Annotated in this window: 21 protein-coding genes; 8 read left to right on the top strand and 13 right to left on the bottom strand. The window is 43.6% G+C overall.

Annotated features, from left to right (window positions below; all coding sequences use genetic code 11):
* Positions 1-357 precede the first annotated feature (357 nt).
* Positions 358-2,139: a 30S ribosomal protein S1 gene (gene rpsA / locus CIK88_RS09575; protein WP_094436124.1), complete on the top strand. Its 1,782-nt coding sequence runs from the start codon at positions 358-360 to the stop codon at positions 2,137-2,139.
* Between the two features lie 408 nt (positions 2,140-2,547).
* On the opposite strand, the gene CIK88_RS09570 is transcribed toward rpsA, so the two are convergent.
* On the bottom strand, positions 2,548-2,934 hold the full coding sequence (locus tag CIK88_RS09570) for a DUF3127 domain-containing protein (RefSeq protein ID WP_094436122.1): 387 nt from the start codon (positions 2,932-2,934) through the stop codon (positions 2,548-2,550).
* A gap of 164 nt (positions 2,935-3,098) precedes the next feature.
* Between CIK88_RS09570 and dnaN the strand changes: the two genes are divergently transcribed.
* The 6 genes from dnaN to CIK88_RS09540 all read left to right on the top strand — a co-directional run bounded on the left by dnaN (position 3,099) and on the right by CIK88_RS09540 (position 10,707).
* Positions 3,099-4,223 (top strand): DNA polymerase III subunit beta, encoded by a 1,125-nt coding sequence (dnaN, locus tag CIK88_RS09565; protein ID WP_094436120.1) that lies wholly within the window; start codon positions 3,099-3,101, stop codon positions 4,221-4,223.
* A gap of 115 nt (positions 4,224-4,338) precedes the next feature.
* Positions 4,339-5,202, top strand: coding sequence for a 3'-5' exonuclease (locus tag CIK88_RS09560; RefSeq protein WP_094436118.1), 864 nt, complete (start codon positions 4,339-4,341; stop codon positions 5,200-5,202).
* A complete protein-coding gene (gene coaBC / locus CIK88_RS09555) occupies positions 5,203-6,396 on the top strand; it encodes a bifunctional phosphopantothenoylcysteine decarboxylase/phosphopantothenate--cysteine ligase CoaBC (RefSeq protein WP_094390040.1) in 1,194 nt (397 codons plus the stop codon).
* Between the two features lie 14 nt (positions 6,397-6,410).
* Entirely contained in the window at positions 6,411-7,298 is an 888-nt protein-coding gene (locus CIK88_RS09550) for a DUF4835 family protein (RefSeq protein WP_254046238.1), read from the top strand.
* Between the two features lie 20 nt (positions 7,299-7,318).
* Entirely contained in the window at positions 7,319-8,980 is a 1,662-nt protein-coding gene (recN, locus tag CIK88_RS09545) for a DNA repair protein RecN (protein WP_094436116.1), read from the top strand.
* A gap of 23 nt (positions 8,981-9,003) precedes the next feature.
* The gene (locus CIK88_RS09540; protein WP_094436114.1) at positions 9,004-10,707 is read left to right on the top strand and encodes a tetratricopeptide repeat-containing serine protease family protein; all 1,704 of its coding nucleotides are present in this window, start codon (positions 9,004-9,006) and stop codon (positions 10,705-10,707) included.
* Positions 10,708-11,476: 769 nt separating this feature from the next.
* Here the strand turns inward: CIK88_RS09540 and CIK88_RS09535 are convergent.
* From CIK88_RS09535 to CIK88_RS09490, 10 genes are all read right to left on the bottom strand, one after another.
* Positions 11,477-12,682 (bottom strand): tetratricopeptide repeat protein, encoded by a 1,206-nt coding sequence (locus tag CIK88_RS09535; protein ID WP_094390036.1) that lies wholly within the window; start codon positions 12,680-12,682, stop codon positions 11,477-11,479.
* 19 nt (positions 12,683-12,701) lie between these two features.
* Positions 12,702-13,916, bottom strand: coding sequence for a hypothetical protein (locus tag CIK88_RS09530; protein WP_094390035.1), 1,215 nt, complete (start codon positions 13,914-13,916; stop codon positions 12,702-12,704).
* 55 nt (positions 13,917-13,971) lie between these two features.
* Complete coding sequence (gene gyrA, locus CIK88_RS09525) at positions 13,972-16,476, bottom strand: DNA gyrase subunit A (RefSeq protein WP_094390034.1); 2,505 nt, start codon at positions 16,474-16,476, stop codon at positions 13,972-13,974.
* Positions 16,477-16,671: 195 nt separating this feature from the next.
* Positions 16,672-18,012, bottom strand: coding sequence for an ABC transporter substrate-binding protein (locus CIK88_RS09520; protein ID WP_094436112.1), 1,341 nt, complete (start codon positions 18,010-18,012; stop codon positions 16,672-16,674).
* A 24-nt stretch (positions 18,013-18,036) separates the two neighbouring features.
* The gene (locus CIK88_RS09515; RefSeq protein WP_094390032.1) at positions 18,037-18,834 is read right to left on the bottom strand and encodes an ABC transporter permease; all 798 of its coding nucleotides are present in this window, start codon (positions 18,832-18,834) and stop codon (positions 18,037-18,039) included.
* Positions 18,831-19,622, bottom strand: a complete 792-nt coding sequence (locus CIK88_RS09510) for an ABC transporter permease (RefSeq protein ID WP_173815110.1) — start codon at positions 19,620-19,622, stop codon at positions 18,831-18,833. The genes CIK88_RS09515 and CIK88_RS09510 overlap by 4 nt, the downstream gene beginning before the upstream one ends.
* A gap of 19 nt (positions 19,623-19,641) precedes the next feature.
* The gene (locus CIK88_RS09505) at positions 19,642-21,039 is read right to left on the bottom strand and encodes an ABC transporter ATP-binding protein (RefSeq protein ID WP_094390031.1); all 1,398 of its coding nucleotides are present in this window, start codon (positions 21,037-21,039) and stop codon (positions 19,642-19,644) included.
* A 165-nt stretch (positions 21,040-21,204) separates the two neighbouring features.
* The gene (locus CIK88_RS09500) at positions 21,205-21,606 is read right to left on the bottom strand and encodes an FKBP-type peptidyl-prolyl cis-trans isomerase (protein WP_094390068.1); all 402 of its coding nucleotides are present in this window, start codon (positions 21,604-21,606) and stop codon (positions 21,205-21,207) included.
* A gap of 13 nt (positions 21,607-21,619) precedes the next feature.
* A complete protein-coding gene (locus CIK88_RS09495) occupies positions 21,620-22,702 on the bottom strand; it encodes a zinc ribbon domain-containing protein (RefSeq protein ID WP_094390030.1) in 1,083 nt (360 codons plus the stop codon).
* 44 nt (positions 22,703-22,746) lie between these two features.
* Positions 22,747-23,451: a glycoside hydrolase family 25 protein gene (locus tag CIK88_RS09490; RefSeq protein ID WP_094436110.1), complete on the bottom strand. Its 705-nt coding sequence runs from the start codon at positions 23,449-23,451 to the stop codon at positions 22,747-22,749.
* 86 nt (positions 23,452-23,537) lie between these two features.
* On the opposite strand from CIK88_RS09490, the gene CIK88_RS09485 reads away from it, so the two are divergent.
* Positions 23,538-24,758, top strand: coding sequence for a clostripain-related cysteine peptidase (locus CIK88_RS09485; protein ID WP_094436108.1), 1,221 nt, complete (start codon positions 23,538-23,540; stop codon positions 24,756-24,758).
* 20 nt (positions 24,759-24,778) lie between these two features.
* Here CIK88_RS09485 and gldE read toward each other — a convergent pair whose 3' ends face one another.
* Both gldE and CIK88_RS09475 read right to left on the bottom strand, forming a co-directional pair.
* Positions 24,779-26,077: a gliding motility-associated protein GldE gene (gldE, locus tag CIK88_RS09480; protein WP_371591559.1), complete on the bottom strand. Its 1,299-nt coding sequence runs from the start codon at positions 26,075-26,077 to the stop codon at positions 24,779-24,781.
* A gap of 42 nt (positions 26,078-26,119) precedes the next feature.
* Positions 26,120-26,617 (bottom strand): single-stranded DNA-binding protein, encoded by a 498-nt coding sequence (locus tag CIK88_RS09475; protein ID WP_094390026.1) that lies wholly within the window; start codon positions 26,615-26,617, stop codon positions 26,120-26,122.
* Between the last annotated feature and the right edge of the window lie 11 nt (positions 26,618-26,628).

The raw sequence follows: 26,628 nt of genomic DNA, 5'->3' as shown, positions 1-26,628 counted from the left end.
CAAAAAACATGAGCCAAGTCAGACTTAGTTTGACTTGGCTCATAACATAAATATAAAACAAAGAAAAATCATCGTTTTCGTTAAGCCAAATGAGCAGAACCGAACTCCTTCGAGTTATGCCATGGAGAAAAAACGAAGAACGAAGTTCAGGGTTTACGTTAAGCCAAATAAGCAGAATAAAGCTCGTTTTTATTATATCCCGGCGAGAAAACGAAGGATATTATACAACTTTCGGCAAAAAACTTTGGTAGGAAACTATTTTTTTTGTAATTTTGCAGCCGATTTGTGGGTATAGGCCTACAATCACAGTTCACATAAAGTCCAACTTTATTAAATTAACAAACAATTTTTTTAATTATGTCAGAATTAACAAAGAACGTACAGCCGCTGGCCGATTTCGACTGGAACCAGTTTGAAAACGGTACGACTGTCAATGTCAGCAAGGAAGACCTCGACAAGGCCTACGATGAGACTCTCAACAAAGTGAGCGAGCATCAGGTAGTAGAGGGAACCGTAATCAGTGCAGACAAGAAAGAAGTAGTCGTAAACATCGGCTACAAGAGCGACGGTATCATCCCCGCATCAGAATTTCGCTACAACCCCGACCTCAAAGTAGGTGACGTTGTAGAGGTTTACGTAGAAAATGCAGAGGACAAGAAAGGTCAGCTCATACTTTCTCACAAGAAAGCACGCCTCTCTAAGAGCTGGGAGCGTGTTAACGCAGCCCTCGAGAACGAGGAAATCATCCAGGGCTACATCAAGTGCCGCACTAAGGGCGGTATGATTGTTGACGTATTCGGCATCGAGGCTTTCTTGCCCGGTAGCCAGATCGACGTTCACCCCATACGCGACTACGACCAGTTCGTAGGCAAAACCATGGAATTCAAGGTTGTCAAGATCAATCAGGAGTTCCGCAACGTAGTAGTTTCACACAAGGCTCTCATCGAGGCCGAACTGGAAGCTCAGAAGAAAGAAATCATCAGCAAGCTCGAAAAGGGTCAGATTCTCGAAGGTACTGTCAAGAACATCACTTCTTACGGTGTATTCGTTGACCTCGGCGGTGTTGACGGACTCATCCACATTACAGACCTCTCTTGGGGTCGCGTAGACGATCCTCATAAGGTAGTAGAGCTCGATCAGAAAATCAATGTCGTTATCCTCGACTTCGATGACGAGAAGAAGCGCATTGCTCTCGGTCTGAAACAGCTCACTCCACATCCATGGGACGCTCTCGATGCAAACCTGAAGGTAGGCGATCACGTGAAGGGCAAGGTAGTCGTTATTGCCGACTACGGTGCATTCGTAGAGATCCAGCCTGGTGTAGAGGGTCTGATCCACGTATCAGAGATGTCATGGAGCCAACACCTGCGTTCAGCTCAGGAATTCCTGAAGGTTGGCGACGAGGTAGAGGCCGTAATCCTCACTCTCGACCGCGACGAGCGCAAGATGTCACTCGGTATCAAGCAGCTCAAGGAAGATCCATGGGAGGCTATCGAAGTGAAATATCCCGTTGGCAGCAAACACAGCGCCAAGGTTCGCAACTTCACCAACTTCGGTGTATTTGTTGAACTTGAAGAAGGTGTTGACGGCCTGATCCACATCAGCGACCTCTCATGGACTAAAAAGGTTAAACATCCTTCTGAATTCACACAGGTTGGTGCACAGATTGACGTTGTCGTTCTCGACATCGACAAGGAAAACCGCCGTCTCTCTCTCGGCCACAAGCAGCTTGAGGACAATCCTTGGGATGTATTCGAGGAGAAATACACCGTTGGTTCTATCCACGAGGGTAAGATCGTTGAACTCCTCGAGAAGGGTGCTGTTATCCAGCTCGACGAGAACGTAGAGGGCTTCGCTACTCCTAAGCACCTCGTTAAGGAAGATGGCTCACAGGCTACTCAGGGTGAGGTTCTGTCCTTCAAAGTTATTGAGTTCAACAAGGACTCTAAGCGCATCATCCTCTCTCACAGCCGCACTTTCGAGGATCCTCAGCGTGAGGAGAAGAAGGCTGCAGCCAAGAAGGCTCGTGCCGCTAAGAAGGACGAAGCTCCAAAGATTGAGAACATCGCAGCAAGCACCACTCTCGGTGACCTCGACGTTCTGGCCAATCTGAAGGCTCAGATGGAGAAGGGTGAATAATCCCTCCCACTCCACAATATAAGCAGAGGCTGCAATCGATAAGGTTGCAGCCTCTCTTTGTATTCATAAGTTATTCATAAGTTACTTGCTTTGTTTTCTTCTCTATCCTCTATGTCTTTTTAGTATTACATAGAAGACAACAGTTCACAATCTGCGAATTCAAATAAAAAAATCCATAGGCCCATGATTTCTGGATTTTATTATTCAGAGAATCTGTAGTTCCATGAGCCGATAGCTTTCCAAGAATCCCCATAACATACACGAAGGATACAAATGGAAAGACTGAAATCTTAACTCTAAACCACATACCCATAATGCCCTACTCTATTAACTCAAACTCATATATAAAAAAAGCAACCGACCCCAAAGTCAATTGCTCGAATATCTGTTTGAATGAACGACAGACTATTAGAAAGGCAGATCATCGCTACTTCCCTCAGCAGGCTCCTGAATAGGAGGGAATGGAGATGTAGCAGTCTGAGGAGCAGCACCAGCCATAGGAGCACCCACAGGAGCAGCGGCAACACCACGGTTCACATTGTAAGCACGGATTTCATTGAACCAACGACCATTGTACTCGTGTGCATCAATGTCAAAACTAACAGTAAGATCCTCGCCCTGCTGGATATTGAACTGTTTTATACGATCCTCACCTAAAATGCGGAATACACACTTTTTGGGATATTGACCCGGTACCTCAATGACATATTCCTGAGACATCCAAGGGTTTCCTGTACGTGCAGACACGCCACTGTTTGCCGGCAATACGGCAATGATTTTTCCTGTTAATTCCATAATGTAATATTAGTCTTATTTATTGAATTTATGTTTCAGATTGCGAAATTACGAAAAATAGTTCTAAAAAGAACACTTTTCTCCAAATATTTTTGCAAGTCAACAACTATTTTTGTATTTTTGTACTCGGTAAAAATGCTAAAAACATATAAACAACAATATTCATGAGATTTACAGTATCAAGCACTGCGCTCAGCAGCAAACTCAATGCTCTCGCAAAAGTCATCAACAGCAAGAACTCACTGCCTATCTTGGCCGACTTCCTGTTCGACATCCAAGACAATGTGCTCTATCTGACAGCCTCTGACAGCGAGAATGTCATCAACACACAGATGGAACTGACCGAAAACGACGCAAACGGTCGTTTCGCCATCAACAACCATGACTTGCTCGAAGCCATCAAGGGATTCTCAGAGCAGCCGATCACATTCGATGTCAACCTTCAGGATAACATCGCAAAGATCAGTTACCAAAACGGCCTTTTCTCGCTGCCTGTGGAGAATGCAGACGAATACCCACAGAGCCAACCTATCACAGAAGGAATAAACACCATCGTGATGCCAAGCAACGTGCTTGCCGACAACATCAACCGTTCTCTCTTCGCAACAGCTCAAGACGAACTCAGACCGGTAATGAACGGAATATACTTTGATCTCACTCCTGAACATCTCGCTGTGGTGGCTTCAGACGGTCACAAACTCGTTCGCAACAAAGTATTCACCGTACAAAGCGAACAGCCTGCATCATTTATTCTCCCCAAAAAACCTGCTGGTCTGCTGAAAAACCTGTTGCAGAAGGATGGAGGTGACGTAGAAATCAAATTCAACGAACGCAATGCGGAAATCAACTACGGTGATGGAAGACTCTCATGCCGACTGATTGAAGGACGTTATCCAAACTACAATTCTGTAATTCCACAGAACAACACCAACACGCTAACCGTTGACAGGCTGGCTCTACTCGCAGCTCTTCGCCGCGTACAACCTTTTGCCAACGACTCAAGCAACCTTATCCGATTCCATGTAGAAGGAAGCACCCTACAGCTCGACGCAGAAGATTTCGACTTCTCAAAGACAGCTACCGAACGCATGATTTGCGACTACAACGGACAGCCCATGAGCATTGGATTCAAAGGATCAGCATTCATCGAAATACTTACCAACTTCGATTGCGAAGAGGTTATCATACAATTGGCTGACCCAAGCCGTGCAGGACTCGTCATTCCATCAGAACAGCCAGAAGGGCAAGACGTGCTCATGCTGATGATGCCTATGCTCCTCAACGACTGATAAGACACAACGGACGATTGGTAATCGTAGCGCAATAGTATAGCACGCTCGGAATTACGAGTAGCAAGCGCGCGGTTATCAATCGCCTTTTTTATATCTATTAAATACAACCATCATGAAACTCAACTTACAGAAACCACTTGTCATCTTTGATCTTGAAACAACAGGATTAGACATCGTCAAAGACCGAATCATACAGATATCCTACATCAAGGTATTCCCTGACGGACGAGAAGAAAGAGGAAACTATCTCGTCAACCCAGAGAAACCCATTCCTGACGTCGTCGTACAACTCACAGGCATCAGCAACGAAGATGTACAAGGACAACCCACTTTCAAGGAAATAGCCCAGACCATCAATAAAATTTTCGCTGACAGCGACATCGCTGGTTACAACTCCAATCACTTCGACGTACCTCTTCTTGCAGAAGAATTTCTGCGCGCCAATATCGACTTCGACTTTTCAAAACGAAACATGATTGACGTACAAACCATTTACCACAAAATGGAGCGTAGAAACTTGGCTGCAGCCTATAAATTCTATTGCGGAAGAAAAATGGAAGAAGACTTCACCGCACACCGCGCCGACGAAGACACAGAGGCAACATACAGAGTGTTACAAGGCGAACTCGACATGTACACCGCAGAGCGACAGGAAGAGCCAGAGCGCATACTACAGAACGACATGAAGTTTCTCGCAGAATTCTCACGTATGAACAACAACGTGGATTTTGCCGGACGAATTGTTTGGGGAGAACTGAAAGACCGAGCAGGAAAAAACATACTCGATAAAGACGGTAACCCCATTATGACTGAAATGTTCAACTTCGGTAAATACAAAGGAACCCCCGTAACTACCGTACTCAATATCGATCCGGGCTACTATAGCTGGATTATGCAAGGAGACTTCACCAACAATACCAAACAAGTGCTGACACGCATCAGATTGCGCGAAGCTTCCAATTTAACACGAGAATAAATGCTTAAAGGAAAAAAAATAGTATTAGGCATCACAGGATCTATCGCAGCCTACAAAGCATGTCTCATCATAAGAGGACTGATTAAAAGAGGCGCTGAAGTACAAGTGGTCATTACTCCTGCTGGAAAAGAATTTATCACTCCCATCACACTATCGGCACTCACTCAAAAACCAGTCATCAGCGAATTCTTCTCGCAACGTGACGGAACATGGAACTCGCACGTTACACTCGGACTCTGGGCTGATGCTATGCTCATAGCTCCCTGTACCGCTTCAACCCTGGGAAAAATGGCAAATGGAGTGGCAGACAATATGCTCATTACCACCTATCTGTCAATGAAAGCCCCTGTGTTTATTGCTCCTGCCATGGATCTCGACATGTACAAACATCCTACCACACAGGACAATATGAAACGCCTACAATCCTTCGGCAATACCATTATCGAACCCAAAAGCGGATTTTTGGCATCAGGCTTGGAAGGAAAAGGACGCATGGAAGAGCCTGAACGCATCGTGGATTTCCTCGACAGCGCACTTAACACACAGAGCTCCATGCAAAACAAAAACATTCTCATCACCGCAGGTCCCACATTCGAAAAGATAGACCCCGTGAGGTTTATCGGCAACTATTCAAGCGGAAAAATGGGATTTGCACTCGCTAGAGAATGTGCATTAAGAGGAGCGAATGTCACACTCGTTGCCGGCCCAGTTTCACTGGAAACACCACATTCCGCTATCAATCGTATTGACGTGGAAAGCTGCGAAGAAATGTATGAAGCTACTGTCGAACATTTTAAACAGGCAAATGCTGCAATTCTATGTGCAGCAGTGGCAGACTTCAAGCCAGAAAACATGGCCCAAGAGAAAATAAAGCGAGAAAAAGATGACCTCGTCATTAGGCTCAAGCCTACCCATGATATCGCTGCCCAACTCGGAAAAATGAAAAAAGAAGGGCAAAGACTTGTGGGCTTTGCACTTGAGACAAACAACGAAATGGCTCATGCACAAGATAAGCTCGTGCGCAAGAACCTCGATTTCATCGTGCTCAACTCATTGAGAAATGAAGGTACTTGTTTCAAATCTGACCAGAACAAAATCTGCATCGTCACAAGAGAGGAACAAAAGGAGTTCGGGAAGAAAAACAAACAAGAAGTTGCCATCGATATCGTCAACGAACTGGAGGAGATTATATGAAACACTGGCGCATAATGGTCATACTGATTGTCGCTGCTTGCTGGGGAGAAATCAAAGCCCAAGAACTACAAGCACGCGTCAGTATAAACCATGCGCAGGTGCAAGGAACTGATGAACGTGTATTCAAACAACTGGAACAATCACTCCAGCAATTTGTCAACGACAGGCAATGGACTGACCTCCAGTTTGATAAGAAAGAGCGCATCAACTGTGTATTTAACATCACCGTCGGCAAATACGACAAAAGCACAGGAAGGATGGAAGCAACAGCCAATATACAGGCAATAAGACCGGTTTATGGATCAACATACACCACAACCATCTACAGCAATCAAGATACTGACTTCAACTTTGATTATGCAGAATACGACCAACTCAATTTTCACCCCGAAACAATAGACCATCAACTCACAGCGCTCATGGCCTATTACGCCTACCTCATCATAGGAATAGATCTCGACACCTTCTCACCAATGGGGGGAACAGATGTGTTGCAACAATGTTACCTGTTGGTCAACAACGCTCAGTCATTGGGATTTGCAGGATGGAAAGCATTCGACAACGACAGAAACAGATACAGCATCATTAGCGACTATCTCGATGAACCTATGCGCCCCATTCGCCAACTGCAATACGAATACTATCGAAAAGGACTCGATCAGATGGTTACCAATACTGAAAGGGCAAGAAAAACCATCAGCAGCGCACTACAACTCCTCAAACAAGCACACCAAAACAAAATGATGAGCAGAATGCCACAAATATGGACCGACTACAAGCGCGACGAACTGACCAACATCTTCCAAGGAAAAGGTACGGCAAAAGAGCGCGAAGAGATATACAATCTGCTCACAGATATCAATGCTTCGCAAAACAATGCATGGGAGAAAATAAAAGAGTAAAAATGAAAATGTAATGCATCATGCTTAAACGATTATACATCAAAAACTTTACACTCATTGACCTGCTTGACATGGAGTTCGAAACAGGTTTTTCTGTCATCACAGGAGAAACTGGCGCGGGAAAAAGCATTATACTCGGAGCCATAGGATTACTCTTGGGACAAAGGGCGGACACAAAATCCATCAAGCAAGGTACAGACAGATGCGTCATAGAGGCTCATTTCAACTTGGAAAAATACAAGATGAAAGAGTTTTTCGAACGAAATGATATTGACTACGATGCTCAAGATTGCATCGTCAGAAGGGAACTGACTGCTGCCGGAAAAAGCAGAGCATTCATCAACGACACACCTGTTTCACTCTCGCTACTCAAAGAACTCGGAGAACAATTAGTAGATGTGCACTCACAACATCAGAATCTGCTGCTCGGAAAACAGGACTTCCAAATGGAGGTGGTAGATATTCTTGCAGAAAACCAAACTCTGCTCGGAGACTATGCTGCCCAATATGAACGCTTGCAGAAAAAACAGCACGAACTCCACGAATTGGAAGAACAAATCAGACAGAACAGACAAAATCAAGACTTCATACAATTCCAATATAACGAACTGCAAGATGCTCAACTACAGGAAGGTGAACTTGAAGAACTTGAGCAACAACGCGATATGATGGCACACAGCGAAGACATCAAGACATCACTCTTCACCGCCAACAATTGTCTAACCGCAGAAGAATATGGAACAGAGCCACAGTTGAGAAAAGCTCTAAGCGCACTCAACTCCATCTGCAACATCCTGCCCGAAGCCACAGCATGGACAGAACGCATACAAGCATGTTATATTGAAGTCAAAGACTTGGCACAGGACATGGAATACCAATTGTCAAATGTGGAATTCGACCCTGCAGAACAAGAACAGATAGAAAAAAGACTCGATACACTCTACTCGTTGCAAAACAAACATCATGTAGATACTGTAGCAGAACTCATAGAGTTGCGAAACAAATATGCCGCACAACTGCAAGATATGGAGAACGGAGATGAAGCGCTTGATACGTTGAGAAATGAAATCAAGCAACTTCATGACAACTGCGAGGCACTAGCATCAAAGCTCTCACAGAAACGACAAAAGGCTTCAACAATTATAGAGAAGCAAATGCACGAACGACTCACAGCACTTGGAATGCCAAAACTCCAATTCAAAATCAGCATCAATACCACTACACTCAGACGTGACGGACACGATGAAGTAGCTTTTCTATTCAGCGCCAACACATCAAGTCCGCTCCAACCCATTGCTCACGTAGCATCGGGAGGAGAAATAGCACGCATCATGCTCTCGCTGAAAGCCATGATTAGCGGAGCTGTCAAACTACCAACCATCATCTTCGATGAAATAGATACTGGAGTAAGTGGAAAAATTGCAGAACGCATGGCTGAAATCATGCAGGAAATGGGAGACAAGGACCGACAAGTCATATCCATCACACACCTACCGCAGATTGCAGCACTCGGAACTGTACACTATAAAGTATCGAAACAGGAAAGTACCCAAGGAACCATCAGCAAAATGCAACGACTCAACGAAGAAGAAAGAGTTAATGAAATTGCACAGATGCTAAGCGGTAGCGACGTTTCTGAAGCCGCCATCGCTAATGCAAGACAACTGTTGAAACACTCATAACCAAAGCATAAAAAAACAAGAATATGAAGAAAATACTGATATCATACAAAAGGAAAACTATAGCTTTCATCCTTGCCTTCATGGCATTGACCACAACAAATGCACAAACACCATCATGGGCTGCAAAAGCAACAAAAAGTGTATTCACGCTCAAAACCTTCGCAACAGACGGTAGTCTTCTTGCAAGCACTACAGGTGTGTTTATTACAGAAGATGGAGAGGCAATCAGCAGTTACACACCATTCAGAGGTGCACAAAAAGCTGTGGTTATCGACGCCACAGGAAAGGAATGGACCGTTGAGAATCTCATGGGTGCAAACGAAATGTACGATGTGGCAAAATTCAGAGTACAGACCAAAAAAGCCAACGCCATAAACATTGCAGAATCTCAAGCCACAGACGGATCAGAAGTATGGATTCTACCCTACTCTGCCAACAAAAAACCAGGAACGATCAAAGCCTCTGTTAAAAGTGGGGAAACATTCATGGAATCGTACCGTTACTACAATATCCAGACAACAGCATCTAATATTGAAAACGGTTCACCAGTAATGAACGACAAAGGAGAACTCATAGGACTCATCCAACCATCTTCAAATACCAAACAGGCCGATGCCTATGCTGTTTCTGCACCATTTGCGGCAAACCTGAAACTTAACGGATTAAGTTTCAATGATCCTGCAATACAAGCTACAAACATCGATATTGCCATTCCCTCAGACATCAACGATGCACTACTGACACTATTCGTTGCACGCAACGCTTTCAAGACGCAAAAATACACAGATTACGTCAGACGTTTCGTGAAACAGTTTCCTGAATCAGCCGACGGCTACGTCAATCTAGCAAGAATTGCCATCAGCAACGAAAGCTATGAAGAGGCCGACAAATACCTTCAACAAGCTGTGAAGATGGGAAGCAACAAAGCTGATGCACACTATCAGTATGCACAAACGGTATTACAATACTGCCTCCAGAGCAACGATAAAAAAACTTTTGCCCCATGGACTCTCGACAAGGCACTTGCAGAAGCACGCGAAGCCTACAAGACAGAACCACAAAGCGTTTATATGCAACAGGAAGCTCAAATTCTATATACACAAGGGAAATACGACGAAGCCGGTGACCTCTATATGAAGTTGACTAACAGCGACCTCAGAAGTGCAGACATCTTCTATGCCGCCTCACTATGCAAAGCTCAGAAGAAAGATACCGTACAGCAACTTGCACTCCTCGATAGTGCATTAGCTCTATACAACAAACCGTATTTGAAAGAAGCTGCACCATTTCTTCTAGCACGCGCACAAGCCAGACATGACGCAGGAAAATACCGTTTGGCTGTTGCCGACTATAACGAATATGGCACTCTAATGGTTGCCCAACTCGACGCACCATTCTATTATATGAGAGAACAGTCGGAAGTGGCAGGACGCCTTTACCAACAAGCTCTCAGCGACATAGACAAGGCAGTAGAACTAGCTCCTCAAGCCACACTATACCTAGCAGAAAAAGCAGCACTTCTGGTAAGAGTTGCCATGTACAAAGAAGCTATTGAAGCCTCACAACAACTCATCACATTGGCACCAGACGAAAGCGACGGCTATTATTTCCTTGGCGCAGCACAATGGCTGTCAGATAATAAAAAAGATGGAATGGCCAATCTACAGAAGGCCAAACAAATGGGCAATACTGCCGTACAAATCTTCATGGATCGACACACTAAATAACAATAAATAATAACTTTCAAAAACGAGGCATACTGTAATCAAGTATGCCTCGTTTTTCTATCCTATTACAGTCCGTATTATATCATCAAAGGATTACTCCAATACACAAAAGAAGTCATTTTATTTACATTTTCAAAATTTACAGTTATTACAGTATTACAGTTTTCAAGGAGCAAATACGATGAGCTAATAGTAAATTTGCCATCTTAAAGATATCAAAATCGCATTCAAACTGGTAAAAAATCCGTTTTCAAAAACTGTAATACTGTAATACTGTAATGCGTAAGAGAATTTTTTATTCTCGACGCTACGAGTTTAATCGAATATTTCTTTGACAATTACCTTATCGTCCATCATCACACAACATATTCCTTTCACATACAAAGACAGTAATTCCTAACAAAATCCCAAGTGAGTCCCAATTAAGTCCCATAACCATACAGAAACAAAGGGAACTTGATAGGAGAAGTAAAAGACTACTAAGGTAAATATCGACAAGGCGTCAAATCACTTTTATTATTTCAGTTTCAGAATTGACTTCTCAACGAAGCCCCTTCACCCTATTATATGTTTCTACTAATACATTATCATGAATCTACACTTCGCCCATTAGCCAATGCCCATGCCGCGTATACCTACCAAAGACGAGGCATGCTATGGTTAGCAAGCCTCGTCTTTCCATAAATGTTTTCAAACTATAAGGATTACTATCATCCCAATCTTTGAAGTTCTGATCAACTACTAATACCTAAAAGATCTGATCTGGTTATCAATCATGCATCAAGTGGTCAATTTCCTCAAACTGCTTCCCCATATTGAGGTTGAGATAAATACGGTAAAGTGCAGGAGCCCATTTCTTTTTCTCATTGGGTGCAAGTTTGCGATAAGCCTCCATATAAGGCCGCGCTTTGATATAAAATTCACGAATCTTCGTTTTGTTGTCGCGTGCCTTCACTCCCGTTTCCATTGTCAAAGCCTGATTTAGATAAGCAGACCCTATCGTATAGTATGGTTCCGGCATCGTATCACAATCGGCAATAAGCCGCTCGCTGATCCGCACACTCTCATCATAACGTTCAAGATTAAGCAGAGACGTGGCTTTGGCCAATTGGAAGATAGTGTTCTGTGGATTTACCTCAAGAGCACGTTCTGCATATTTCAGCGCCATCTCAAAATTACCATTCCCCGTATAATAGTCTTCCAAATGTGGAAAAAAATAAGGATGTTCTGGGAAACGCACGAACCCCTCGTCAAGAGTTGCGAGATAAGCCGAATCATTCCGTTGCCATTCGTAAGCCTCAGCCACATGCAACAGCGTATAGGCGGTCTTTGCAGTGTCAGCCATCGCCATAGGAGCATAGCGCAACACCTTGTCGGCATCATTCAATTTGTAAGCCGAATAGACAGCCCAATAGGCCGCCTGTGGCATTCTGGAATCTTTTGAAGAATAATTATATCCTTGGAAAAGTGGTTGGTTGTCGGCTTCCAAATAGGTTTCAAAGAAGCGTATTGCCTCTTTATAATTACCCTTACCTACATGATAGGTTCCGCCGAAATAGAGGTTGGGACGAAGCTGGTTGAGCAAACGCGCATGACCCTCCCGATACTTCAATCGCGGTTTCTTTCCACCATGTTCTGCCACATCTATTGAATCGAGCGACTCAGCAATGGCATATAGACGGTGAGTCAATCCGAAGAAGGCCGCTGTATCGTATTTCTGTTTAAGATACAATTTTTCGTTGGCCGCTTCGTATTGTTTCAAGACAGAAGTAAACCACATCAGATAGACTTTTTCATTCGTATGACACGTAGAGTCTTTCTGAAGCAGGTCTGTCATGAGTTTTTCCGCCTTGTCATAATCTTTGCCACTCTTGATATAAGACCGTGCCTGACCAAGCTCTTTCTTCTGAGCCTGCAGGCACGGTATAAAGGAGAGCAGCAAGAGAAACAAGGCAAGCAAGCGTTGCTTCTTCATCTGCTATAGTATTGTCTAATTATTTTGCTTCTGCTTCTGCAGCCTTTGTTTTGGGATCGTCTGCACCATAAAGGCCGTAATATGCCTGGTAACGGTTGTAGCCCCAACGTACCTGCGCCTTGTCTGGATCAATTTCCTTGGCAGCATCAAGTGCCTTTACAGCCTCCTGGAAGAGTGCCTTGCGAGCATTCGTATCTTCAGTATTTCCAGCTTGAACAATCAAACAAGTTCCAAGATAGTACTGTACCACAGCATTTTTGTCGTTTACAGCAATTGCCTTACGCAGCCATTCTGCACCAGCTTTAGGATCGTTGTCGTCAATAGCGAGAAGCATACCTTTGTCTGCAAGAGCTGTGAAATCGTTAGGATATTTAGCCAAGTGATTGTCGAGCAAAGCATCCTGAGCTTTTCTGTCTTTCATCTCACCATACATGATATAAAGACCATCAAGTACGACAGCATTTTCTGGGTTCTTCACATAAAGATCCTTCAAGGTTTCAATATACTGAAGAGAGTCCTGCTTGGTCTTCAGTTCGCTACGACCAAGATACAGTTTCAGATTCAGAGCTTCAGTCTTCTGTTCGGGATCTTCCATAGCCATATCGAGGTATTTATTTGCACGAGTCATATCCTTTGCCTGGGCAGCATAGCGACCGGCGAAGAATGCAACCTGTCCGAAATAAGCCTTCTGTGACTCATGTTCCTGTGAAGCGAAAAGGGGATCAGCTGATGAATCGAGGAATGCGCCCCAATATTTCAGCACAGCAGCATCGTTACCTGAACGTGAAACATCCTGACCGATATTTACAAGATGAGTACGTACAGACCATATACGCTGAGCATTCTTCTCTGCAAACTTAGGAGCTACTTTGCCTTTGGCGTTGGGCTCTTGATCGTATTTGTTACACTCGATAGCGTCGTTGATTGCATTGCAGATAGCATCAGCAAGTCCGAGTGTATCGTATTGCTCCACTTTACCGGTCTTCATCTGCTCTGCCAACTGGTTCTCTGCAATAGTACCAGTTTCCTTGGTAACCTTCGACATGGCCAAATCTACCAATTTGTTGTAAGCCTTAGCTTTCTCTTCTGCATTAGGCAGATTAGCAGCTTTGACAAGACTTGCAGCCTCATCGTAAGTCTTAGCCTTCAGGATAGCCTTCAATTCGGGGCTGTCCCCAGCAAATGCAGCACCGCTTGCGATGCACATCATTGCCATTACAAATAATTTTTTCATAAGCTTTAATTATTAATTAAACTGTTATTTTATACTTTTTCCTTTTTTCAAGCTATTATGCCTCATCGTCATTCACATCCACCTCTTCGGTTTCGATATCTTCATCGGCATTGCTATCAACCTTACATACGGAAGCGATTGTATCGTTTTTCTTGGTAAGGTTGATAAGACGTACACCTTGGGTAGCACGTCCCATGATTCGTACATCGGCAACTTTAAGACGAATAAGAATACCGCTTTTATTGATAATCATCAGATCATTCTCGTCGGTTACCACCTTGATGGCTACAAGGCGACCAGTTTTTTCGGTCACGGCAAGAGTCTTCACACCCTTAGCTCCACGTGAAGTCTTTCTATAGTCTTCTACATCGGAACGTTTTCCATAACCGTTTTCTGACACAACCATGATAGACTCTGTCTGTGGATCGTTGACGCATACCATTCCTACGAGTTCGTCATCTCCTTCGTCAAGTCGCATACCGATAACACCGGTAGAGACACGTCCCATTGTGCGTACCTGATCTTCATTGAAACGTACAGCACGTCCGTTTCGGTTAGCCAGCAGCAACTCGTTATGACCATTGGTCAGACGTACTGCAACCACTTCATCATCATCGTTGATATTGATAGCCTTCACACCGATAGCACGCTGATGGCGATATGCTTCAAGACAAGTCTTCTTGATGATACCCTTCTTGGTGGCAAACACCACAAAGTGTGTTTTGAGGAATTCCTCATCGTTGAAGTTTTTCACGCGGAGTACAGCATTAATAGCGTCGTCAGACTCGATGTTGAGCATGTTCTGGATGGCACGTCCCTTCGAGTTCTTGTCGCCCTCGGGCACTTCATAGCATTTCTGCCAATAGCAACGTCCCTTACGAGTAAAGAAGAGAAGCGTGTTGTGCATAGTGGCAGGATAAATATACTCTGTGAAATCGTTGTCACGATGTCGGGCAGCCTTGGCTCCCACTCCACCACGTCCTTGCTCGTGGAATTCGTCAAGTTTCGTGCGCTTGATGTACCCCATGTGCGAAATGGTAATCACCACAGGATCGTCTGGATAGAAGTCTTCTGCATTAAACTCATGATCAAATGGAATGATTACGGTACGACGCTCGTCTCCATATTTTTCCTTCACTTCCTGGAGTTCCTCTTTCATCACTTCCTTACAACGCTCAGGATTGTTCAGGATTTCCTCCAAGTCGGCAATGAGTTTCATAATATCATCATACTCCTGATGGAGCTGATCCACGCGCAATCCTGTGAGTTGTGCCAAACGCATGTCAACGATTGCTTTCGACTGCATTTCATCAAGTTCAAAACGCTGTTCCAAAGCGCGTTGCGCATCGCTTGGCGTTTTGCTCTGACGAATCAGATGAATGACCTCATCGATATTGTTGACAGCAATAATCAATCCTTCAAGAATATGTGCGCGCTCCTGTGCTTTCTTCAAATCGTATTTGGTGCGACGTATGGTCACATCGTGACGATGTTCTACGAAGTACTTCACACAATCCTTGAGTGTCAGCAGGCGAGGACGACCATTGACGAGCGCGATGGTATTGACAGAGAAACTGCTCTGCAGAGCAGTCATCTTGAACAGTTTGTTGAGCAGTACATTGGCATTAGCGTCACGCTTGCAATCTACCACGATACGCATACCCTGTCGGCCAGACTCGTCGTTAACATTGGCAACACCTTCTATCTTGTGTTCATTGGCCAAGTCGGCAATATATTTAACAAGGTCAGCCTTATTGACACCATAAGGAATTTCTGTTACCACAATTTTATCATGGGTTTCACCGGTCTCAATTTCAGCCTTTGCACGCATTACAATACGTCCGCGACCAGTTGCATATGCATCTTTCACGCCCTGCAGACCATAGATGTATGCTCCTGTTGGGAAATCGGGTCCAGGGATGTATTCCATAAGTCCATCCACATCAATGTCTGGATTATCAATATATGCACAGCATCCGTCAATCACCTCATTCAGGTTATGGGTAGGCATATTGGTGGCCATACCCACGGCAATACCGTTACCGCCATTAACCAACAGATTAGGAATCTTGGTAGGCATTACGGTAGGCTCTTGGAGGGAGTCGTCGAAGTTGTTGGTCATATCTACAGTGTCCTTATCAAGGTCATCCATGATGTGCTCACCCATTTTCGAAAGTCGGCACTCTGTGTAACGCATGGCAGCAGGTGAGTCTCCATCCACCGAACCAAAGTTACCCTGACCGTCAACCAACGTATAACGAAGGTTCCAATCTTGCGCCATGCGCACAAGTGCGCCATAGATAGAAGAGTCTCCGTGGGGGTGGTATTTACCAAGCACCTCACCAACGATACGTGCACATTTCTTATAAGGTTGAGTTGATACGTTGTTTACATTCATCATACCATAAAGGATACGGCGATGAACAGGTTTGAATCCGTCTCTAACATCTGGAAGGGCTCGTGCTACAATAACCGACATGGAGTAGTCAATATATGACGACTTCATCTCTTCTTCGATGTTAATTTTAAGGATTCTGTCGTTGTCGATAGTTTGATCCATTATTTAATTGTTTTTTGTTTTCGTCATTTTTGTGCAAAATCGCGTTTAAGGCCGTTTTCGTGGTCTCTGACGCATTTCGCCACTTCAATTTCAATGTACAAAGGTATAAAAAAGTGAGCAGAACACAAAATATTTTAATGATTATTGGGAACAAAATACTGTTCTTTTTGGCTAATTCGCAGTTCACGATGCCATTTACAAGCGGATTACATGACGTCGACGGTGTTTGCGTGAAAGTCTACGGTGCTTGTTGTGTTCATATTTGCGTATGACCACAACAACTGTAAGTATGGCAACAGCAGCCAGAAGGAATACCGCAAGTCCCCCTCCAAGATTATCTCCTTTTACTTTTGACCACATGTCGAGCACCTCTGCCGTATGTTCGCCTGCATCATGAATCATAGCGCATCGGGATACCACCTGACTGTCTGGATACATAATAGGATTGAGGTGCGCCTTATGTGCGTCTTTTCCAAAGAAATAACCTAAATTGACTGTTTCCGGATATTCCACACTATCACTCATTTGCGCCAGAATTTCTGGAGTTGCCACACTACTGACATACCCCGTTGTCTCCATATTTGCAAGAGCCACCTTGGGTTGACATAGGTAGTTGATAAAATAAGCTGCGGCTTTCGGATTACGTGCATATTTGGGAATAACCCATCCGTCAAACCAAACATTACTTCCTTCGCGAGGAACTTCGTACCCCAGAGCGACTCCCACTTTACCAGCCTCTTCAATAGCCCAGACAGCATCTCCGCTCCACGTCATATTCAGCCATGACTTTCCTTTGGTCATCGTTTCCTTGCCAAAATCAGACTCCCATCCTTCAATATTAGGTTTTATAGCCTTCAATTCCCGTTCCACAGTTTTGATGGCTTCTGGAGAATAATCATTCATCAGTTGGGTTACGCTCAATTTTCCTGAAGCAATTTCCTTGTGATGTGCCCAAATGAGTGCTGTTCCGTAGGAATCACGATAGGAGTCTTTCATAAGTAAACGGTTGCGATAATTGCTATTCCACAACGTCCCCCACGTTTGGGCGTCTTTTCTATCTACATACGCTTTATTATACAAGATGCCACAAGTTCCCCACATATAAGGCACGGCATAATGGTGAGCCACACGCCCGTTATTACTTGTTGCATCAATCTGCCGAATGATATAGGGGGAAATATTCCGTATATAATTGGGAGTTTTTCCAAAACAAGTATCTATCGGCAAGAGCAGATTCTTGCGCAACATACGTTCAATAATATATTCTGACGGGCACACCACATCATAGTCTTCATGCCCCCGCTCGATTTTGGTAAGCATGACCTCGTTGATATCAAATGTCTGAAAGATGATTCGCACCTTTCTTCCCGTTTGCTCTTCATACCATTTTGGGAAATCAGTCAAAACGTTCTCATCGATATAATCTGCCCAATTATAGACCTTGAGTATTTCCTCTCTGTTTTCGCTATTATAGCAAGATGTCAGCAACAGCAACGAGAGCATCAACGAACATATTATCGAGTTTATTTTCTTCATTGTCAACAGTACAGTCTCTTATATTCAGGTATTTGATTCACTCTTCACTTTTCTTCGATTAAGCGCTACAAGCATGAGCAGCACAACAACAAAGATAATAGTACTAAGCGGACGCAACTCTGGAGTCAGGCCTCCTTTTCTTGCATCGGCATAAATGTAGGTGGAAAGAGTTTCAAGACCTTCATTACCAATGGTAAAGATAGTAACGGCAAAATCATCAATACTCATCGTAACGGCAAGCATGAAGCCCGACACCATTCCTGGTAAGACTTCAGGGATAATGATTTTGCGGAGTGCCTGCATGGGCGATGCTCCCAAATCGAGTGCTGCCTCATAAAGATTCGGATTCATCTGCTTCAAACGTGGCAAGACACACAGGATAACATAAGGCAGACAAAAGGTGATATGCGACAGAACAACAGTAGTATAGCCTTGCGGGATGCCCAACGTAATAAAGAGTAAAAAGAGCGAAATACCAATAATCACATCACCATTAAGGATGGGGATGGTGTTGACAAAAGAAATAGCTCGCCGAATGCGCCTATTGCGCAGATTATGGATACCTATGGCTGTGATGGTACCGAAAACTGTTGATACGGTTGCGGTGATGAGTGCGATGCTTACCGTGTTAATAAATGCAGCCGTTAAGGAGTGATGTACATTATCCGAAAAAAGATTCCGGTACAGCTGAGTGGAAAATCCCGTCCAGTTTCCCATAACCTTAGCCTCGGTAAACGAGAATACTACTATGATGATAATTGGGGCATAGAGGAGCAAGAGCAACAGCCACAGGTAGCCCTGGCAAAGTATGCGTTTAATCATCTGATGCCTCCTTCCTGGCTGGCATCGTCACCAGCAATAAATGTAGATGCTCCTATGAGGAAGAGCATGATAAGCGAAAGCGCGGCACCATAATTCCACATAGAGTTGTTGATATTCTCTTGAATTGTTGTTCCAAACAATTTTATATTGTTCATGGTCAACAGTTCGGAGATGGCAAAGGTGGAGATCGTTGGCATGAAAACCATCAGTATTCCGCTTGCCACACCAGGCATGGAAAGTGGCAAAACCACTTTGTAGAAACGTTGGAAGGGCGAGGCGCCCAAATCTTCCGCAGCCTCAAGATAGCTACGGTCCATCTTTTGCAACGTATTATAAATGGGATAAATCATGAACGGTATGAAATTATAGACCATACCAAAAAGTAATGCTGTTTCACCCAGGGGAATATCAACAAAGTCGAATAAAGCAACCGTTGCCAACGTACGTACCAGCACATTCACCCACATGGGAAGAATAAAGAGCATCACTATCGTAGAAGAATATTTCATCTTGGTCTGCGCCAAAATATAGGCTGCCGGATATCCAAGCGCTATACAGATCAGCGTATTGACAAAGGCTATTCCGATAGAATAGACAAAGGTATTAATGGCTTCCGGATGGGCCAAGAACTTCTGAAAATTATAAAGTGTGAAACACCCTTCTTCATCGGTAAAAGCAAAGGCTACAATAAGCAGCAAAGGCAGTACGACAAAAATGGCTGCAAAAATAGCATAGGGCATCGTCCAACTCTGCCTGGAAACCATTAGCTTTATCCTTCTTTTCTCCATTGTCTTTCTGGTATTGTTGTCAGGGAACTGCTTCATACTTCATCTCGCCACATTCCACTTTCTGTATGGTAATGCCAACATGATCGCCCAAATCCCACACGTCTTGTGTGTCAACATAGAGTTTTTCGCCCCAATCGGTATCTATGGTAAGATGGTAGTGATTTCCTTTATAGAGTATAAAACAAATATCGCCCGTAAATGTTCCGTCTTGCTCGTTATCAAACAATTCAACGGCATCAAACGCAACTTTCACATCAATTGCGTATGCGTTCTGCAGCCGTTCTGGAAGTGACAACCGGAATTCCTGTCCGAGAAATTCCACCACGTCCGGAGCATTCACCTTCGCCCGATAAATATTGGCGGTACAATCCTTCCGCATAATATGAATATTGTCTGGAGTGATATTCATACCCACAGTCTGCCCCACTTCGAAGTGTTTGTAATTCTGAACCAGCAGTTCGTATCCGTTGTCGGTTACCACCAACATCTCATAATGTACGCCTTTGAATATGGACGAGGTAACCTGTCCAACGAACTGGGCTTCAGCCGTATTGGTTGTCATCTCAACATCTTCAGGTCGTATCACCACATCCACTTGTTCATCAATCAAGAATCCCTTATCCACACAAGCGATGTCTTTTTCTGCCACAGTAACAAGACAATCATGGCGCATCGTTCCGTCAAGAATATTACTCTCTCCGATAAAATCTGCCACGAAGGCATTGGCCGGTTCGTTATAAATATCTGTAGGAGTTCCTATCTGCTGAACCTCTCCTTCACTCATCACCACGATACGGTCGCTCAGCGTAAGGGCTTCTTCTTGGTCGTGGGTAACGTAAACGAAAGTAATCCCTAACCGTTCATGCATCTCTTTCAGTTCGAGTTGCATATCCTTCCGCATTTTCAGATCAAGAGCCGCCAACGGTTCATCCAACAGAAGCACCTCTGGTTCGTTGACAATAGCTCTGGCGATAGCAATACGTTGTTGCTGTCCTCCCGACAAGGAGTTGACATCACGATATTCATAATCGCTCATGTTTACCATCTTCAACGCAGCTTTTATTTTCGGCATGATTTCGGCTTTAGGCGTATTTTTCAACTTCAATCCGAAAGCTATATTATCGTAGACGTTAAGATGTGGAAATAATGCATATTTCTGAAATACCGTATTGACATTGCGTTTATAAGGTGGTGTGTTGGTAATGTCAGTACCGTCAAAAGAGATAACTCCCTCTGTAGCTGTTTCGAATCCTGCCAACAGGCGAAGCAAGGTGGTTTTACCACATCCTGATGGTCCCAAAATGGTCATAAACTCACCTTTACGGACGTAGAGATTGATGTCGGCAAGTGCCACCTTCTCGCCAAACCTTTTGGTGACGTGTTGTATATTTATAATATTCTGAGTTGTTTCTTTCATTAGTATGTTATTAAAATTGCCAACAAAAGTACATCTTATTTTTCTGTTTGCACTCCTTTCGCGACATGATTCACCTTCACTTTTATCATGTTTAGCCCTTGTTTGCCCATGATCAGCCCATTTGTTAGTTTGAAATCACTTCTCTGCCATCAACGTCAGCAACTTTCAATCACAAGCCAACAGTTCTATCTCAAATATCAGAGTAGAACCGGCAGGAATCCCTGGTTGGGAAAATTTCCCATATCCCATTTCTGCAGGGATATACACTTCCCATTTGTCCCCAACATGCATCTGTTGCATAGCAACAATCCATCCCTGGATAAGATCGCATAGCCGACAAGCCAACGGCACACCACCACGACTAGTGTCAAAGACCCGATTGTCTATGGTCCGTCCTGTATAATGGGCCGTAACAATACTTCTCACAGTAGGCATAAGACCAGATGAACTCCCCGTTTCCAAAACTTTATAATATATGCCATTGGATAGAGGCAAAACATCTTTCTCCTTCGCTTTATTGTTCAACCAATCCTTGTTGGCCTGAATATATGCACGCTTTGATGCCATTTTTAAACGAATTTTATTGAACATGAACATCTGTAAGGCGACCTGCAGCAATAGTGGCTGTAAAACGTAAAGTCTGACTATGGGACGCATCACGTTGCACAGCCTGCATGGTTACGCTTACGTGATAATCCATTTCGCCCGTAGTCTCATTTTCTACCTTTTTCACTTCCCAGTCGTCCGCAAAAGTAATATCTGCATTCGTCAGGTCAACACCACGAGAGGCAAGCAGTTCGCGGTTGGCGCTATTGGCACAATAGGCTCGTACAAGCCCGCTAACCATTTCGATGTCGGCAGAAGACACTTGCATGCTGGAGCATTTTTCAAAATTCGTCTTCGCATCATCAATATATTCGCCATCGGCATGCTTTTCAATATATTTCTTATACGATTCCAAAGTATTCTGAGTAACAGCAGAAACCCAATCAAGTGAATCGATCTTAATACGTGCCTCTGTTGCATGAACGCTCTCTGGATGTTCTTGAATGTATCGTTCAAGGGCATAGGCAGACTGACTGGCAAGAGCATTATACCAATCGTTGTCTATCTGTTTCAGAATATCTATGTGGGCCATGATGGAGTCGCGACGTTCCTGTGGTGCTTCGGGATACATATCAAGATAATTCTGAAGCACAGCAAGTTCATTACTCTCCATGGCATTTTCATAAGCGGCTGTCTCGTTATCCTGTTGCGTCTTATTATAAAAATACCAACCAACAAAGATTATTGTAAGGGCAATAAGGAAAGAGGCCAAAAACAACTTCCAGGATTTAGAATGATTGGGCTGCTCTTCTGCGGCATTATCTGATGCAGGAGCTCCAGTCTGATTTCCTTGCTTGCCTACTGTTGATTGTACGGAAGGTTGCCCGACCGCAACCCGATGACTGCCCGAAGGATTCTTTGCAGCAATAGGAACTTGCTGACTTTTGAGCGCAATATTCGTATGACAGTTCGGACATACATTCTGATTCGCTAATACTATTTCTCCACAATGGGGACACTTTACAATATTACCAGCAATAGCTACCCCACAACTGGGACAAGTGGCGGCCAAACTGCTAACCTGACGGCCACACTCAGGACATTTGATAATTGGCATATCTGATTCTTATTTCTTTATTACTTGGTTTTTCTACAAAAAGACTATTTCCGATGATGAAAGCGTATCTCACGCAACTTATGATGTCCCATAAATCTGCTTTTATCAACATAACCGCTAATACCCACGATACGCCCCTTACCGGTATATTGCCATAAATGAATGTCTCGCTCGTCAGCTAAAACAGGTTCTTCATCGGTGTACATGGCTATCATGAGTTTATACCCGTCGAGTTTTCCTAAAAGATGCTTATTGTAGAAGTTGCGGTAAGTATAAACCAAAGGCTTCTGCCCATATTCTTCTTCCACCAAGTCGAGAAACCGGAACAGAGAGTCGCAAAACTCATCGGTCGGCAACCCACTTGTGGTCTCCACATCAATCATAGGGATAAGATCCTGCTGGTCAGGCAGACATTGAGAACGGAAATTCTGCAACTGCAACTTTTGCTCCACCTTTGGGCGATAGAAATGATAGCTACCCACTTTCAATCCATAACGCTGGGCCATTTCTATATTGCGCTCAAACATCTCATCGATACGGGTTCCCCCTTCCGTCGCCTTGAGATAGACATAAGCCATCTTGGTATTGTCGCCAATAGTCTCCCAAAAGACATTACCCTGATAATGACTCAAATCTATTCCATGAATATGACTACAGGTGTCCTCACATTGCAAAAAAGGGTCTTGTGCCATGACGTCTAAAGTGGTGACAACAAGGAATATAAGTGTAGATATAAACGTTTTTCCCATTATCTTTCCAAATTTTAGATGCAAAGTTACTAATTTATTCACAAATATACTTATCTTTGCATTCGAAATAGCACAAATTTAAACTTATGAAATATCTATTAACGACAATTCTTGCTGTATTAGCGTTCACAGCATGCTCACATGATAACTCATCAGAATCAAATGGACAGGGACGAACGGTCATCGTTTATATGGCTGCTGAGAATAATCTCTCATCCATCGCACAAGTCAATATCAACGATATGATCATCGGGGCAAAAAAGCTGGGAAGCAAAGACAGACTTCTCGTGTTTGTTGACAGACAGACCCCACAGGAGAAACCTTTTATCATCAGACTGACCGGCAACGCCAAACAACCTGTTGATACCGTTTATCAATTCAACAACGATTTCTACAGTTCTGATTCAGAAGAAATGAAACAAATATTGGGATGGTGCATGAAAGAATACCCCAACGATTCGTATGGCCTCGTTCTATGGGGACATGCAGACGGATGGCTGTTTCACAACACAACAACACCCAAAGCCTCAACGCCAAGTATCAAAAAAGCCTTCGGACAAGATTCAGGTAAAGACCTCAACAAAGAAGAAACGAAATGGATGGAGATAACAGAAATGCGTGACGCGCTAGCAGCCTTGCCACACACCTTCAAATTCATCTTCGCAGACTGTTGTACTTTCCAGAACGTAGAAGTGGCTTACGAGCTCCGTAACACTACAGATTACATCATCGCATCACCAGCAGAAATACCAGGAGCAGGAGCCCCCTATGCCAACATAATACCGGCGATGTTCAACAAGACAGACGCCACTATGTATCAACAAATATGCGATCGCTACAATGAAGCTGGAGGAACAGGAAACAGGGTTCCCATATCAACGGTAAATACCGCAAAATTATCAGATCTTGCCAGCGCCACACACGATATCATCAGCAACGAACTCAACGGTAAGACCTTCAATATGGATGGACTGGTGTATTATTACAACAACGTCAACTATGTTTACCGGGCAGAGCGCATCATGTACGACATGATGGATTTCCTGCGCCAAAACACGGGCAACGAAGCTTACCTGAAATGGAGACAAACCTACGATGCCGCCGTTGTTTACAAAAAGAAAAGTAGCAAATGGGATACCAACGGATTGGTTGACTTCGATGACTTCACCGTAACAGATGACAACTTCGGCGGAATGAGTATGTTCGTACCATTGAACCGTTACAACAGCACACAGAAAAACTATAACGAACTTATCAAACAAATGGAATGGTATAATGCAGCAGGATGGTCATCTATAGGATGGTGACCATCCTTGTTGCATTACCGTTATTGCTTGTCCACAGACGGTTCTACTGTTGACTGATGAACCACAACCTTTACTTTTGAAATACGGCGCTCTTCAAGTTCCAATATCTCAAAGGTAAAATGACGATAGTCTATCCGCTCATGTAACTGTGGGAAATCTCCTTTGATTTCAAGCAGCAAACCTGCAACAGTATCTGCATCTCCCTCAACATCAACGAAGAAATCATCATCAATCTTGAGAATACGGTAAAAGTCACTCAACAGCGTCTTTCCTTCAAAGACAAAGGTATTGCTGTTGATACGCACATAATTATGTTCATCCTCATCGTATTCGTCATTAATCTCACCCACAATTTCCTCCAATACATCTTCCAATGTGACAATACCGCTCGTACCACCAAATTCATCAACAACAATGGCGATATGAACGCGATTCGACTGGAACTCACGCAGCAAATCGTCTATTTTCTTAGTCTCTGGAACGAAATATGGAGGACGGATAAGAGATTGCCAACGGAATGTGGCAGGTTTACCCAAATGTGGCAACAAATCCTTGATATAGAGAATGCCTCGTATGTTATCACTATTATCTTGATAGACAGGTATGCGAGAATAGTTATTATCTACTATACATTTCAGCACCTCACTAAATGAAGAACGAAAATCCAAATCTACAACATCCTGACGACTCGTCATAATCTCTTTAGCTGTCTCATCACCAAACCGAACGATACCTTCAAGCATATGCTGTTCTTCCTTGATATCATTCTTATCTGTCAGTTCAAGAGCCTGTTCCAAGTCATCAACGCTCAACACATGATTATCCTTCTGTACCACCTTTCCTGCCAACACACCAGACTTGATGAGAATGGTTGCAAAAGGATAGAACAGTTTACGGCAAAACATAATGCCAGACACCACACGACGACAAAAGCGAAGTGGTTGTTGACGGGTGTAAATCTTCGGAATAATTTCTCCAAAGAGCAACAACAAAAATGTCAAAAGAACCGTAATACACAAGAACTGCAACCATACCGCATTACCAAAATCAACTACACGTGCAAAGAAATAGTTCAGCAGCATGATAATGGTTACATTCACCAAATTGTTGGTAATCAGAATGGTTGCCAACGTACGTTCAGAATCGTTACGAAGCGCTATGATCTTGCCGTCTGATGCCGACTTTTCCTCTTCCAATTCATTCTCGTCATTTGGTGTCAAAGAGAAAAAAGCAATCTCGCTTCCAGAAGCGAAACCAGAGACAAAGAGTAAGGCAAATGCCAAAACCAATGCAATAACGGCCCCATAATCTGGAGTCATCAACTGCACTTCCGATAAAATATGTTGGATATCCATTGTCGCTTAGAAAGGAAGAGCTTCTGCATCATTATTATCCACAGAAGTCATTGATGCATTCTGCCCATTGACAGAACTTTGAGTATTATCATTGGAATTTACCATGGTCGGGTTCTCTGAAACAGAAGAAGAACTTGATGCATACTGAGAAGTTTCTGTTGCAGGATTGTTTTGCATCTTAGGAGAAAGCAACTCTATGTTATCAGCCCATATCTCTGTTTTGAAACGACGCTGACCCTGACGATCATCATACGAAGAATAGCGAATGCGTCCTTCTACATACAGTTTATCACCTTTATGCACATATTGTTCCACAATTTCTGCCAAACGTCTCCACAGAATTACGTTGTGCCAATCGGTATGATCAGGAACCTGCGTACCGTTCTGTAAGGTATATCCACGTTCGGTTGTTGCAAGCCGTACCCGTGCAACTGCCACACCTTGGTCAACATATCTAACCTCTGGGTCGGCACCAACATTTCCTATCAGCATCACTTTGTTCATAATATCTCTAT

Origin of the sequence: Prevotella sp. P5-50, assembly GCF_002251295.1 — a bacterium.
GTDB lineage: Bacteria > Bacteroidota > Bacteroidia > Bacteroidales > Bacteroidaceae > Prevotella.
Note: the sequence above shows the minus strand (reverse complement) of the source record. Positions and strands in the feature narration are given on the sequence as shown.

Coding starts and splice junctions, on each gene's coding strand:
- rpsA (WP_094436124.1), top strand. CDS start 358: ATGTCAGAATTAACAAAGAACGTACAGCCGCTGGCCGATTTCGACTGG.
- CIK88_RS09570 (WP_094436122.1), bottom strand. CDS start 2,934: ATGGAATTAACAGGAAAAATCATTGCCGTATTGCCGGCAAACAGTGGC.
- dnaN (WP_094436120.1), top strand. CDS start 3,099: ATGAGATTTACAGTATCAAGCACTGCGCTCAGCAGCAAACTCAATGCT.
- CIK88_RS09560 (WP_094436118.1), top strand. CDS start 4,339: ATGAAACTCAACTTACAGAAACCACTTGTCATCTTTGATCTTGAAACA.
- coaBC (WP_094390040.1), top strand. CDS start 5,203: ATGCTTAAAGGAAAAAAAATAGTATTAGGCATCACAGGATCTATCGCA.
- CIK88_RS09550 (WP_254046238.1), top strand. CDS start 6,411: ATGGTCATACTGATTGTCGCTGCTTGCTGGGGAGAAATCAAAGCCCAA.
- recN (WP_094436116.1), top strand. CDS start 7,319: ATGCTTAAACGATTATACATCAAAAACTTTACACTCATTGACCTGCTT.
- CIK88_RS09540 (WP_094436114.1), top strand. CDS start 9,004: ATGAAGAAAATACTGATATCATACAAAAGGAAAACTATAGCTTTCATC.
- CIK88_RS09535 (WP_094390036.1), bottom strand. CDS start 12,682: ATGAAGAAGCAACGCTTGCTTGCCTTGTTTCTCTTGCTGCTCTCCTTT.
- CIK88_RS09530 (WP_094390035.1), bottom strand. CDS start 13,916: ATGAAAAAATTATTTGTAATGGCAATGATGTGCATCGCAAGCGGTGCT.
- gyrA (WP_094390034.1), bottom strand. CDS start 16,476: ATGGATCAAACTATCGACAACGACAGAATCCTTAAAATTAACATCGAA.
- CIK88_RS09520 (WP_094436112.1), bottom strand. CDS start 18,012: ATGAAGAAAATAAACTCGATAATATGTTCGTTGATGCTCTCGTTGCTG.
- CIK88_RS09515 (WP_094390032.1), bottom strand. CDS start 18,834: ATGATTAAACGCATACTTTGCCAGGGCTACCTGTGGCTGTTGCTCTTG.
- CIK88_RS09510 (WP_173815110.1), bottom strand. CDS start 19,622: ATGGAGAAAAGAAGGATAAAGCTAATGGTTTCCAGGCAGAGTTGGACG.
- CIK88_RS09505 (WP_094390031.1), bottom strand. CDS start 21,039: ATGAAAGAAACAACTCAGAATATTATAAATATACAACACGTCACCAAA.
- CIK88_RS09500 (WP_094390068.1), bottom strand. CDS start 21,606: ATGGCATCAAAGCGTGCATATATTCAGGCCAACAAGGATTGGTTGAAC.
- CIK88_RS09495 (WP_094390030.1), bottom strand. CDS start 22,702: ATGCCAATTATCAAATGTCCTGAGTGTGGCCGTCAGGTTAGCAGTTTG.
- CIK88_RS09490 (WP_094436110.1), bottom strand. CDS start 23,451: ATGGGAAAAACGTTTATATCTACACTTATATTCCTTGTTGTCACCACT.
- CIK88_RS09485 (WP_094436108.1), top strand. CDS start 23,538: ATGAAATATCTATTAACGACAATTCTTGCTGTATTAGCGTTCACAGCA.
- gldE (WP_371591559.1), bottom strand. CDS start 26,077: ATGACTCCAGATTATGGGGCCGTTATTGCATTGGTTTTGGCATTTGCC.
- CIK88_RS09475 (WP_094390026.1), bottom strand. CDS start 26,617: ATGAACAAAGTGATGCTGATAGGAAATGTTGGTGCCGACCCAGAGGTT.